The 13,929-nt window shown below is 35.9% G+C and carries 9 protein-coding genes and 1 tRNA gene; 1 reads left to right on the top strand and 9 read right to left on the bottom strand.

The features are described 5' to 3' along the window. The first annotated feature begins 14 nt into the window (after positions 1 to 14). Positions 15 to 977 (top strand): tRNA dihydrouridine synthase DusB, encoded by a 963-nt coding sequence (gene dusB, locus ABWU50_RS01705; protein ID WP_353276084.1) that lies wholly within the window; start codon positions 15 to 17, stop codon positions 975 to 977. Positions 978 to 983: 6 nt separating this feature from the next. On the opposite strand, the gene ABWU50_RS01710 is transcribed toward dusB, so the two are convergent. The 9 genes from ABWU50_RS01710 to tuf all read right to left on the bottom strand — a co-directional run bounded on the left by ABWU50_RS01710 (position 984) and on the right by tuf (position 13,920). Beyond that, positions 984 to 9,497, bottom strand: a complete 8,514-nt coding sequence (locus tag ABWU50_RS01710; RefSeq protein WP_353276085.1) for a DNA-directed RNA polymerase subunit beta/beta' — start codon at positions 9,495 to 9,497, stop codon at positions 984 to 986. Between the two features lie 58 nt (positions 9,498 to 9,555). Then, positions 9,556 to 9,957: a 50S ribosomal protein L7/L12 gene (rplL, locus tag ABWU50_RS01715; RefSeq protein ID WP_253307301.1), complete on the bottom strand. Its 402-nt coding sequence runs from the start codon at positions 9,955 to 9,957 to the stop codon at positions 9,556 to 9,558. Positions 9,958 to 9,983: 26 nt separating this feature from the next. Then, on the bottom strand, positions 9,984 to 10,502 hold the full coding sequence (gene rplJ, locus ABWU50_RS01720) for a 50S ribosomal protein L10 (protein WP_353276086.1): 519 nt from the start codon (positions 10,500 to 10,502) through the stop codon (positions 9,984 to 9,986). A 12-nt stretch (positions 10,503 to 10,514) separates the two neighbouring features. Then, on the bottom strand, positions 10,515 to 11,168 hold the full coding sequence (gene rplA / locus ABWU50_RS01725) for a 50S ribosomal protein L1 (protein ID WP_182183217.1): 654 nt from the start codon (positions 11,166 to 11,168) through the stop codon (positions 10,515 to 10,517). 4 nt (positions 11,169 to 11,172) lie between these two features. Beyond that, positions 11,173 to 11,613 (bottom strand): 50S ribosomal protein L11, encoded by a 441-nt coding sequence (locus tag ABWU50_RS01730; protein WP_253307298.1) that lies wholly within the window; start codon positions 11,611 to 11,613, stop codon positions 11,173 to 11,175. 2 nt (positions 11,614 to 11,615) lie between these two features. Then, a complete protein-coding gene (gene nusG, locus ABWU50_RS01735; protein ID WP_353276316.1) occupies positions 11,616 to 12,452 on the bottom strand; it encodes a transcription termination/antitermination protein NusG in 837 nt (278 codons plus the stop codon). After that, entirely contained in the window at positions 12,442 to 12,642 is a 201-nt protein-coding gene (gene secE, locus ABWU50_RS01740) for a preprotein translocase subunit SecE (protein ID WP_205517846.1), read from the bottom strand. Before secE ends, nusG begins: the two co-directional genes overlap by 11 nt. Positions 12,643 to 12,661: 19 nt before the next feature. Then, a tRNA-Trp gene (locus tag ABWU50_RS01745) sits at positions 12,662 to 12,734 on the bottom strand. Positions 12,735 to 12,747: 13 nt separating this feature from the next. Beyond that, positions 12,748 to 13,920, bottom strand: a complete 1,173-nt coding sequence (gene tuf, locus ABWU50_RS01750; RefSeq protein ID WP_264329094.1) for an elongation factor Tu — start codon at positions 13,918 to 13,920, stop codon at positions 12,748 to 12,750. Positions 13,921 to 13,929 lie beyond the last annotated feature (9 nt).

Raw genomic sequence — 13,929 nt, forward strand, 5'->3', positions numbered from 1 at the left:
TTACCATTAACCTTATGCCCCTCCAAATAGGAAGTTTGACGATTGATTCTTCAGTTGTTTTAGCTCCAATGTCAGGGGTAACTGATTATCCGTTTAGAAGTATTGTAAAGAAGCTAGGTGCAAGTTTGTTAGTTTCAGAGATGATTGCAAGCAGAGCTATGATTATGCAAACTCGTCAGAGTCTGCAAAAAGCAAAAGTCGATGAATTAACTGCTGTGCAGCTTGCTGGATGCGAGCCGGATGTAATGGCAGAAGCTGCAAAACTAAATGAGGATATGGGTGCAAAAATAATAGATATAAATTTCGGTTGTCCTGTTAAAAAAGTTGTAAACGGTTATGCAGGATCAGCGCTAATGCGTGATGAGAAAAAAGCCGCTGAGATAATTGAGGCCGTGGTCAAAGCAGTGAATGTGCCAGTTACGGTGAAAATGCGCACTGGATGGAACGATGAAAATCGCAATGCACCGAGGCTTGCGAAAATTGCCGAAGACTTAGGAGCAAAAATGATCACTGTGCATGGAAGAACGAGGGCACAGCTCTATAACGGCCAAGCAGATTGGAAATTCGTTAGAAATGTTAAGGAGCAAGTGAAAATTCCAGTTATAGTAAATGGCGATATTAAAAATTTAAATGATATTCAGAATGCTCTCAAAGAATCTGGAGCAGACGGAGTGATGATAGGTCGTGGTGCCTACGGTAAACCTTGGCTGATTAATCAAGCAATGAACTTTCTCAGTGGAAGTGAAACTTCTGAGCCAACAGCTTCAGAGAGATTAAGCATCATACTCGAGCATTACGACAATATTCTTGAGTACTATGGAAATGACACAGGAATAAAGATGGCCCGCAAACACATAGGTTGGTACAGTAGCGGGCTTCAAAGCTCATCTGAATTTCGCATGAGAGTAAATAACATGACAGATAGCACAGAAGTGAAAGAAAATATTATTGGCTTTTTTGGTCAAGAGACACACTAGCTGTACTCAATTCGACTGATCATATGCCACTACGCTCTCTTCCTCACCAGAGTGTAAATGACAATTATTATCCATAAACCATTTCTCGTCATAAGTTTCAATATCAAAATATTTTTCATATTTATCTATATTATCACAAAGTGAAAGTGCTCTGATCTTATTCATAATCAAACCTGTACCAGCAGGAATTAATCTTCCTACTATAACATTTTCTTTTAATCCACTTAAAGGATCACTCTTCCCGCAGAATGCTGCTTCTGTAAGTACTTTTGTTGTCTCTTGGAAAGAAGCAGCAGAAATAAAGGAGCTAGTTTCAAGACTTGCCCTAGTAATCCCCTGCAGAATAGGAAGATAATGAGCAGGCCGTTTGCCAGAGTTACTCATAGCATCATTTTCCCTATCAACTTCCAGCTTGTCAATGCTTTCGCCAACCAAGTACATAGTATCACCAGGATCAGTAATTTCCACTTTTTGTAGCATTTGTTTTAAGATCACCTCTAAATGCTTGTTGTCTATACGAACACCCTGCAATCTATAAACTTGCTGTATTTCAGAAATCATATAGTGTGCTAAAGCTTCTAACCCAAGCACACGTAAAATATCATGGAGATCAGGGTCACCATCCATCAATAGATCACCTTTACGTACAAAATCACCTTCATTGACTATTACATGCTTACTTCTTGATACCAAATATTCAACTGGAGAAATTTGTTCATCTACAGGTTTAATTAATATACTGCGTTTTCCTCTACGGTCTTTTTCAGAAAACGCTACATAGCCATCTATCTCACTAACAATAGCATACTCTTTAGGACGACGTGCTTCAAATAACTCTATAACCCTCGGCAAACCACCAGTAATATCACGAGTTTTAACTGACTCTCTTGGTGTTCTTGTAATAACATCACCTGCATGAACCTTCTGGCCATTTTGTACATTGAGCACTGCACCAATTGGTATAAAATAACATGCTTCAACGCCACTTGCGAGTGTCATTACTTCACCATTATCGTCAAGCAGCACAATACGAGGACGTAAACTAGCTCCACCAGAATGCAATTTCCAGTCTTTTACTACTTTGCTTGATATTCCTGTAGATTCATCCATCACTTCAGTGATCGAAATTCCATCTTTTAAGTCCTGATAAGACACTGTACCAGTCTTCTCCGTGATAATAGGCAATGTATAAGGATCCCATTCCGCAACTTTATCGCCAATTTTTACTGACCCACTCTCATCCACATAAAGTTTAGCACCGTAAGGTACACTATGCTTCAACTTCTCACTACCAAGGCTATCAACCAACACGACTTCACAGGAACGGCTTATCACAATTTTATTTCCGTTTCTATCTATAATTATATTACTATTGTTTAACTTTATTTTAGCACTAATAGAAGCTATAATATTTGAGGATTCAACACCTCTAGTCATTACCCCACCTATATGGAAAGTACGCATCGTTAACTGAGTACCTGGCTCTCCAACAGATTGAGCAGCTATAACACCAACTGCTTCACCTATTGAAACAATTTTACCAGTTGCAAGGTCTCTTCCATAACACAAAGAACACACACCAGGACTTATTTCACAAGTTAAAGGCGATCTAATTTTTACAGCATCAAGACCTGCAATGCTGATTTCCTTTACTTTATCCTCATCAATTAATTCCCCTGCTTTTACTAATAATTCTTTTGTCACTGGGTTATATATACCATTTGCAGATGTTCTACCCAGCACAACACTCTCTAGAGATGCAACTATAGTACTTCCTTCAACTGTAGCTCTCACAACAAGACCATTTTTTGTTTTACAGTCATACTTTGTAACTATGCAATTTTGAGACACATCAACTAAACGACGAGTTAAGTATCCAGAGTTTGCAGTTTTAAGCGCAGTGTCAGCTAAACCTTTACGCGCACCGTGAGTAGAATTAAAGTATTCAAATACGTTCAATCCTTCACGGAAATTAGAAATTATAGGTGTTTCTATAATCTCACCAGAAGGTTTGGTCATGAGCCCTCGCATTCCTGCTAGCTGTTTCATCTGTGAAGTAGAACCCCTTGCACCAGAGTTAACCATCATATACACTGAGTTGTACTTACTATTTCCATCATATATAGATATTGCTTTTAACATATCATTAGCTATCATATCCGTACACTTAGACCATTCATCTATAACCTTGTTATACCTCTCACTTCTAGTTATTAGCCCATCTTGATATTGCATAGAGAATTTCTTAATTTCACCCCTCGCGTGATCAACATGTGTAGCTTTAGTTTCAGGTATAACCAGATCACAACGACCAAAAGAAACACCAGAAAATGTGGCATACCCAAAGCCAAGTACCATTAATTTATCAGAAAATGCCACTGTAGCACTTTGACCACAGTTACGATATACTAAATCAACTATAACAGTTATTTCCTTGACTGTTAATATCTGATTTATTAGATCGAAGCCTAGATTCTCATGCTTAGGAAAAATTTGCCATAATATTAAACGGCCAGGAGTTGTACAAACAGTTTTATAGTGAGTTTCACCGCTGCTATTAATATACTCCATCCTATACTTTATACTAGAATGAATATGTAAAGTACCATCACTCAAAGAATGCTCAACTTCACAAAAAGCACCAAAAGATGGTAAATTATCTTCCTTAGGTTCTTGTAAAGTCAGATAATATATACCAAGTACTATATCTTTACTAGGAACTATAATCGGTCTGCCATTAGAAGGACTTAAAACGTTATTAGTGGACATCATCAACACCCTAGCTTCAAGCTGAGCTTCCAATGAAATTGGCACATGCACTGCCATTTGGTCACCATCAAAATCAGCATTAAATGCCGTACAGACAAGCGGATGAAGCTGTATTGCTTTGCCTTCAATAAGGATTGGCTCAAAAGCCTGAATACCAAGTCTATGTAGCGTAGGCGCTCTATTCAACAAAACAGGATGCTCTTTTATTACCTCTTCAAGCATATCCCAAACTTCTGGTTTTTCTGCTCTTATCAACTTACTAGCAAACTTAATAGTTGGAGCCATACCATACATCTTAAGCTTTGAGTAAACAAAAGGTTTGAATAGTTCAAGAGCCATTCTTTTTGGTAATCCGCACTGATTTAGTTTCAAAGTTGGACCAACAACTATTACAGAACGTCCAGAGTAGTCTACCCTTTTTCCTAAGAGGTTCTGGCGAAAACGACCCTGTTTTCCTTTTAACATATCACTAATGGACTTTTTATATCCAACAGCACCAGCTTTGTTTACCAAAGTATTACGACGACTATTATCAAAAAGAGAATCAACTGCTTCTTGTAACATCCTTTTTTCATTACGAATCATAATCTCAGGAGGGTTTAAGCTCAACAATTTCCTCAACCTGTTATTTCTATTAATAATAGTCCTATAATGATGATTCAGATCAGAAACTGCAGGACGACCACTTTCAAGCGATACCAAAGGACGCAAATCAGGTGGTAAAATAGGTATAGTTGTAAGTATCATCCACTCAGGCCTATTTCCAGATTTAATGAAGTTTTCAATAATACGCAATCTCTTTATAATTTTCTTTCTTCTTATCTCAGAAGCAACAGACTCTAATTCTAGTCTTAAATCCTTCCTAATTTCATGTAAATCAAGGCGCGTTAGCAACTCTCTTATAGCTTCAACACCTTGCATAGCTACAAAACTATCGATCCCATAGCTATCTTTAGCTTCATTATAAGCTTTTTCACTAATAATCTCACCTTTTTCAAAAGGCGAAACAAGAGGATCTATCACGATATAATTATCGCTATATAAAATATTCTCAATATCTCTGAGAGACATATCCAATAATGCTCCAATTCTTGAAGGAAGCGATTTCAAAAACCATATATGAGCAACAGGAGATGCAAGCTCTATATGACCCATCCTTTCTCTTCTTACTTTAGAAGATGTAACTTCTACTCCGCATTTTTCACATATGCGACCTCTGTGTCTTCTTTTTTTGTATTTTCCACATAAACATTCATCGTCATTGACAGGGCCAAAAACCTTAGGGCAAAATAATCCACCTTTCTCAACTTTGAACGTACGATAATTTGCAGTTGAAACATCTTCTATCTCACCACAAGATATACGCTTAATACTTTCAGGGCTAGCAATCGATATGCTAACCTCATTAAAAGGTTGTGCAATGTTAGTGTGAGATATATCTTCAATCACTACATCATTTTGCTTTAAATCTACATTTAAACATAAAGAACGTAGTTCTTTTATCATCACATTAAAGGATTCAGGAATTCCACATTCAAAATTACTGTCACCTTTTATTATCGATTCGTAAATCTTAACTCTACCATTAATATCATCAGACTTCACAGTTAACATTTCCTGCAAAGTATAAGCAGCACCATAGGCTTGTAATGCCCAACATTCCATTTCACCAAAACGCTGACCACCAAAATGAGATTTTCCTCCTAGAGGTTGTTGAGTAACCAAACTATAAGGCCCTACTGAACGCGCATGAATTTTACCATCAACCAAGTGGTGCAACTTAAGCATGTACATGTAACCAACTGTAACCTTGCGGTCGAATTTTTCACCACTGCAACCGTCATATAATACAGCTTGTCCAGAGTTATCCAAACCAGCAAGTTCAAATAATTTTGCTATTTGTTCATCTTTTGGACCCTCAAATACAGGTGCAGCAACAGGAACGCCATCACGTAATTTACGTGCAAATTCAATGAGATTATTATCACTAATATTACGAATATCATTACAGATAGATACGTTACTACCATAGCTATAAACCTCAATCAGGAAATTACGTAAATTGCTGTATGAACTTTTACAAGAGTTCAAATAGTTCTCTACTAACGCATTCAACTCGTCATTTAGTGCATTTTTATTAGGTGTATTTAAAACAGAAGCCATTATTTCATCATCATCAATATTTTCAATTTTTTTATTGTCAAGGTATGCTACTGCAAATTGTGTAAAATTATCATCGTTAAGGGACCTAATTCCCTTGCAAAAAGCACTTTTGATTTTATTGATCTCATCGAGAATATTACTTACCCTTTCCCCTAATTTTCTACAAGCCCAACCTACATGCGTTTCCAGTATTTGCCCTACATTCATTCGTGAAGGAACACCAAGAGGGTTAAGAATAATATCAACAGGAGTACCATCTTCCAAATAAGGCATATCTTCCACTGGCACAACTCGAGAGATCACACCTTTATTCCCATGTCTACCAGCCATTTTATCCCCTGGTTGCAGACTATGTTTCACAGCAATGAAAACTTTTACTGACATCGACACACCTTGAGGCAGGTCATAACCTTCATGTAATTTTTCTACTTTTCGCTTAAACTGTGCTATTGCATGTGATACTTTTTCATCAAAATCTTTTTTTAAGCTCTTAACTTGCTCAGAAATGGATTGGTTTTTTAATCCTATACCCCACCATTGCTCACGTTCAATAGAGTCAAATTTTTCTCGATCTTGAGAACCAGAATTAATAAGAAGTTTCTTCAGTTCATCATAGAAATATTCACTAGTAACATTGATTATATAATCTCGCTCTTCCTCAAAGTCATTTACCTCTTTTTGTTTGATGAGTAATGCCCTTTCATTTTCTTCAACCCCCCTGCGTGTAAAGACTTGTACATCAATTACTGTCCCTTCAACATCTGGAGATGTATATAAAGAGGAATCTGCACAATCGAATGACTTTTCACCAAAAATTGTCATTAATAACTTCGTTTCAGGAGGCAATGAAAGAGAAGGTTTAGGTGTAACTTTACCTACCAGAATATAGCCTGGACCAACTCTTGTACCAATTTTCACTATACCACTATCATCCAAGTGATATAGATTTTCTTCATTAACACCAGGTATAGCACGAGTTATTTTTTCTGATCCTAAAGGGGTATCATGTACAACACAGTCAAATTCTTCTATATGAATAGAAGTAAAGAGATCTTTTTTAACAACTTCACTAGAAATAATAATAGAGTCTTCAAAATTATAACCTTGCCAAGACATAAAAGCGACTAGCAAATTTTTACCAAGCGCCAACTCACCACTGTTAATTGCAGGACCATCAGCTATTACATCACCCTTTTTAACATAATCACCTACGCACACTAGCGGTCTTTGATTAATACAAGTATTATGGTTAGAACGCTGAAATTTCCTTAGATGATAAATATCTACGTCCAAGTAGTTAACCCTTTCTTTATCAAAAGCACGTATAACTATAGAGTTACTATCAGAACTATCAACTATGCCATCGCGTTTTGCTAAAACTACAGCACCAGAGCCAGAAGCTACAAAAGACTCCATACCAGTAGCAACCAGAGGAGCGGTAGGCTTCAATAAAGGTACGGCCTGACGTTGCATATTTGAGCCCATTAATGCTCTATTAGCATCATCATTTTCTAAAAATGGAATCAAGGAAGCCGCAACTGATATTACCTGCTTAGGAGATACGTCAATGTAACTCACCTGATCACTACTTACCATAATGAAACTACTAGCATATCTACAGTATAGCATATCATCAACAAAGCAATTATTTTCATCGAGCTTTGCGCTGGTATCAGCTATATAATATAAACCTTCATCTATGGCAGACAGATACTCAATTTGATCAGTAACAACCCTATTAACTACTTTTCTATAAGGACTTTCAATGAAACCATATTTATTAATACGCGCGTATATAGCTAAACTGTTGATTAACCCTATATTTTGCCCTTCAGGAGTCTCAATAGGGCAAATTCTTCCATAATGAGTTGGATGAACATCACGCACTTCAAATCCTGCCCGTTCTCTTGTTAAACCGCCAGGACCTAACGCGGACAACCTTCTTTTATGTGTTATTTCAGATAACGGATTAGTCTGATCCATAAATTGAGATAATTGAGAAGAATTGAAGAAATCTCTTAAGACACTAGTTAACACTTTTGGATTAATAAAATCAGATGGAGAAACTTTATCTAAACTAGAAGTGGACATAGAATCAACTATTGCGCGTTCCAATTTCAACAACCCAGTTCTAAATTGATTTTCTATAAACTCTCCAACTGATCTTACTCTTCTGTTTCCTAAATGATCAATATCATCTACGGATCCTTGACCGTCACGTAACAATACTATTTTTTTTACAATTTCAATAATATCTTCATACGTTAAAACAGTTAAATCCTCATCATAATTTAATCCAAGGTAAGAGTTAAGCTTCAACCTACCAATGTTAGACAAATCATAATATTCCGGACTGAAGAAAAGATTACGGAAAAACTCCTCTACTATCTCTAAAACAGGAACTTCACCAGGACGCAAAACTCTATATATTTCATATAGCGCATCCTGATAAGACATGTTTTCGTCTAAGAAAAGCGTATTTAATATATAAGGTCCAACAGATACATTATCTATGTTCAATACTGATATTTCATCCACAGACAATAACTCAAGCTTCTTTATGTCTTCCAGCTTTATAGATTCACCAGCAGATAAAATTTTCGTAGAGCTAGCACTATCCATTAAATCTTCTGCGAGGAATAAACCACATATAGAATTAAAAGGAACCAGATACTCTTTCAATTCATTATCATATAGCTTTTTAGCTAGTCTTGAGGTGATACGAACGTTAGCTTTAAGCAGCACATTACCTTCAATATCCATTAAGTCGAAAGGCAACCTCACTCCTTTAAATTTATCAGGAACAAAAGGCACTTTCCAACCATCTTTATGTTTTACATACTTTATTTTCTCATAAAATCTATCGAGTATATCATTATTTGATAGACCTAACGCCTTTAACAAAACTGAGATTGGCAATTTTCTTTTTCTATCAACACGAAAATACAAATGGTCTTTAACATCAAATTCAATATCAAGCCAAGAACCCCTATAAGGAATAATTCTAGCAGAATAGATCAATTTACCAGAATTGTAAGTTTTTCCCTTATCGCTATCAAAAAATACACCAGGAGACCTATGCATTTGTGAGACAATAACTTTTTCTACACCATTAATGATGAAAGTGCCCTTATCAGTCATCATAGGCAACCCACAAAAGTGGACTTCCTGCTCTTCTATAGATTTTACAACGGTTGCAAGTTTAGAATGATCTCCACTCTCTTTAATCGATTTATATTCATCAAGAGAAATACCATCCTGCATAACAACAAGACGTATAGAAGCAATAACCTGAGCAGAAAAAGTTACACCACGCTTTATACACTCAGATTCATCATACTTAGGATCATCTACCCTACAACTTATAAACTCAATAGTAGCCCTACGCAAAGGATCATTTATTGGAAAGATTGTATGAAAGATAACTTCAAGTCTTTCATTACCCTTATTCTTAGGAGCAAATGAATCATACGATTCTTTTTGAACCTTAACCAAATCCAATAAAGAATCTTTTAAATCAATCGACCTAGAATAAGAAACTCTAGGAACAAAAGCACCAGAAGCGTACATATAAGAAGAATCAACCATTAAAATACCCCAAACTAATTAAAAGAGCTATATCAATATAAAATTAATACATTAAATATTATTCAAGCTCCACTTTAGTTGCTCCTGCTTCAATAAGTTTTTGCTTGATTTTTTCTGCTTCGTCTTTAGGAACATTAGCAGTTAAATCTTTAGGTAAAGATTCAACCAACTCTTTTGCTTCTTTTAAACCCAATGTAGAATTAACTTCTCTCACAGCTTTAATAACTCCTATTTTTTTACTCGCATCAATTTCTTTAATCACAACTTTATACTCAGCTTTTTCTTGAGCAGCAGGAGCAGCAGCATTATCACTAATAGGCGCCCCAGCACCAACAGCCCCACCAAGAAAAGAACCAGCAGGCAACCCTATTTTCTCTTCTAGAACTTTTACAAGTTCAGAAGCCTCTAATAGGTTTAAAGATAATATTTTATCAACCAAATCACTTGTTACATTACTCATAATTACCACCTTACTTAACAACAAATTTATTTTTTAGAACTATAATAATCCAAAACTCTCATAAGCCTCATAGAAGATGAATTAATAGACAACGCCAATCGAGCAGGAATATCATAAGATATTAAACGCATAATTTTAACACGCAACTCATCCAAAGAAGGCAACTTAGCCAGTTTATTAACATCTTCCACTGTTAACAATTCATTTATATGAGCCGCGCAAATCACAGACATTTTTTCTTTGTTAGCATTAATAAAATCAACTATTAACTTTGCAGTTTCTACTATGCCACTAGAGTATATAATAGCAACAGAACCAGAAAATTTGCCTGATAAATAAGAAAATTTACCAGTCCTTTCCAAAGCCAAGCGCGCTAGAGTGTTTTTAACTACTAATACCCCACCTGCTATAGACTTCAGGCTATTCCTCAGAGTTAATGAATCATTAGCATTTATAGATTTAAAATTTACTAATATCAAGAAATCATTATTTACAAATAAGTTTATTGTGCTCTGTATAAATTCATCCTTATTTTTACGCTTCACGGTATCACTCCCTTAAATTATATCTTCCACTTTGCTTATCTTATAAGCTTCACCCATAGTTGAATTTAAAAAAACACCCTTAAAGTAAATTCCTTTCGCAGAAATAGGTTTATTATCTTTAATTACTTTAAGAAAGGCTTTTAAATTTTCTAGCAAGTCATCAATATCAAATTTAATATTTCCTAATTTACCATGAATAACACCATTTTTATCTGTTCTAAATTTTATCTGACCAGACTTAATGGTTTTAATAGCTTCTGCAATGTTAGAAGTCACAGTACCAAATTTAGGGTTAGGCATCAGCCCTTTAGCACCCAATACTTTTGCAATAGGAGTGATTTTTGCCATAAAATCAGGAGTAGTAATGCACCAATCAACATCTAATTTTCTACCTTTTTTTATTTCTTCAACTAAATCCTCTCCTCCTGCAATATCAGCACCAGCTTTTTCAGCTTCTAATAAATGTTTATCTTGAGCGAAAACAGCTACTTTAATATTCTTCCCGATACCTTTAGGCAAAACTACTGTACCACGCACCTGCTCTTCAGATTTACGTGAATCTACGCCTAAATTGACTGCAATATCAACTGATTCATTAAATTTTGCTGAAGCAGACTCAATAATCTTCTTTAAACACTGCTTAGGATTATCATTATATGTATTCATTTACCTAACCTTCCACAACTTCTATACCCATAGATTTTGCAGTGCCTACAACCATTTTCACTGCTGAATCTTCATTATCCACTTTCATATCAACCATCTTGCACTTTGCCACTTTAATTATAGCAGACATAGGTAATTTAGCCACTAATTCTTTACCAGGATTACCAGAACTTTTACTTAATTTAGCCTCCTGCTTAAGTAAATAAGCCACAGGTGGACCGCTGACAGTAAAATCATGAGAGCGATCATCCTTTATGGAAATTCGCACTGTTACTAAATCGCCTACTTTATAATTAGCGTTAGCAGCGCTAGTAACTTTATTAAAAGCTTCACAAAACTTAGGAACAGGTATACCACGTGGACCAAGTACTGAAGCAATTTTCGGTCCTGGAATTGCTTTCCCAGCTTCCATAAGTAAGTTAATCTTAGCAACTATAACACTCATAATTAATCCTCTATTTTCTCTACTTGAGCCAGATCAAGCTCTATTATTGTCGGCTTACCTAAAATTGATACTTCCACATTAATAATTTTTTTCTCATCGTTTACCATATTTACCTTACCAGTAAAATTTTGAAAAAGACCATCATTAATTTTCACTTTTTCACCTTTTTCATAACCATAACCTAACTTCTTTGTCTCTTGAGCATTATAAAGTGCATTACACATTGAGTGAATCTCATCGTCCAAAATCACCTTTGGAATATTACCATTTTTCAAAAACCCATAAACCTTAAGAGATTTTGGTATATTATTGATAAAATTCAATACTTCATCGCATAAATTCACGTATAAAAAGACATAACCAGGAAAGCATTTCCTTCGTGTAGCAATTTTTTTAGATTTTAACTCTACTTCACTTAGCTCTTCATATGGAATAAAAACTTCCTTAAAGTAAACATTAACACTCAATCTCATAGAATTTTCCAATATATGTTGGCGCACTTTCTCTTCACAATTGGAAGCAACTCTCAAGATATACCATTTATATCTATTAAATTCTTTACACTTTAAACTTATCTCATCATCTGAAATCATCTCAAAATCACCAGATTCGCCACTGCAGAATCCAGGCGTTTGATTCAAAATATTTTTGCTTTCATCACATAGATGCATATATACATACACTTCACATAACTCTTTTATATCAGACTTTGAATTACATACCGTTTGATAAGGAATAAACACTTCCTTAAAATAAACAGCATTACTTACCAATTCGCGTATATTTTGCTCATATCCATAATCAACTCTAATGATATACCATTTATATTCACATTCCATAAATAATTCCAAATAAAGCCTTAATTACGTAAAGAGACATAAAATCCACAAAACAGAAGAAAATCGAAAAGCATAATATAACAATCATCACAACAAATAGAGATGACAACACCTCCTGTTTCTTTACCCAAGCAATTCTTCGTATTTCTTGCTTTATATCATAGAAAAAAACACACAAACTTTTTAACATTTTCACCACAACATTAATGCAGGAGCGATAGGAATTGAACCTACAACCTCTGGTTTTGGAGACCAGCGCTCTACCAATTGAGCTACACTCCTATAACTCAAACTCTCACTCCAAAATTTCAGAAACAACACCAGAACCAACAGTTCTACCGCCTTCTCTTATCGCAAAACGCAATCCCTTATCCATTGCTATCGGTACTTGCAATTCTACTTCTACACTCACATTATCTCCTGGCATTACCATCTCCTTCCCATCTAGCAATTTTATGCTCCCAGTTACATCCGTTGTCCTTAAATAAAACTGTGGCTGGTAATTCGCAAAAAATGGTGTATGCCTTCCTCCTTCCTCTTTCTTTAATATATAAACCTCCGCCCTAAACTTTCTATGCGGCGTTATCGTCCCCGGTTTTGCTAATACTTGCCCTCTCTCCACTTCTTCTCTTTTTGTTCCTCTTAACAATATTCCTACATTGAGTCCTGCACTCCCCTTATCCAGCAACTTCTTAAACATTTCTACACCTGTGCATATCGTCTTTTGCGTCGCTTTCAGACCTATTATCTCTATCTCTTCTCCCGTCTTTATCTCTCCCTTCTCTATCCTTCCTGTTACCACCGTTCCTCGCCCCGATATCGAAAATACATCCTCGATTGGCAATAAAAATGGTAAATCCACAGGCCTTGGTGGAACCGCCACATACTCATCTAACTTTTCCATCAATTTATCTATTGATTTCTTTCCATATTCGCTACTGTCATCCTCCAGCGCTTTCAATGCAGACCCCACTACCACAGGCACTTCATCCCCTGGAAATCCGTATTTATTCAGCAATTCCCTCACTTCCATTTCTACCAAATCTATCATATCAGCATCAGCAACATCAGCTTTATTTATATACACCACGATATATCCAACACCTACCTGCTTCGCTAGCAATATATGCTCTCTTGTTTGTGGCATTGGCCCATCAACCCCCGACACTACCAATATCGCCGCATCCATCTGTGCTGCACCTACTATCATGTTCTTTACATAGTCAGCATGTCCAGGACAATCAACGTGTGCATAATGCCTTTTTTCCGTCTGATACTCAACATGCGCTGTTGCTATCGTTATCCCCCTTTTCCTTTCTTCTGGCGCCTTATCTATCTGATCGTACGCTACAAAATTTCCATAATGCTTTGTTATCGCCGCTGTTAACGTTGTCTTCCCATGATCCACATGTCCTATTGTTCCCACATTTACATGCGGCTTTCCAAATGCTTCCACTACTGCTGTCATAATTATTAC

This window comes from Wolbachia endosymbiont (group A) of Pipizella viduata (genome assembly GCF_964028555.1).
Lineage (GTDB): Bacteria > Pseudomonadota > Alphaproteobacteria > Rickettsiales > Anaplasmataceae > Wolbachia.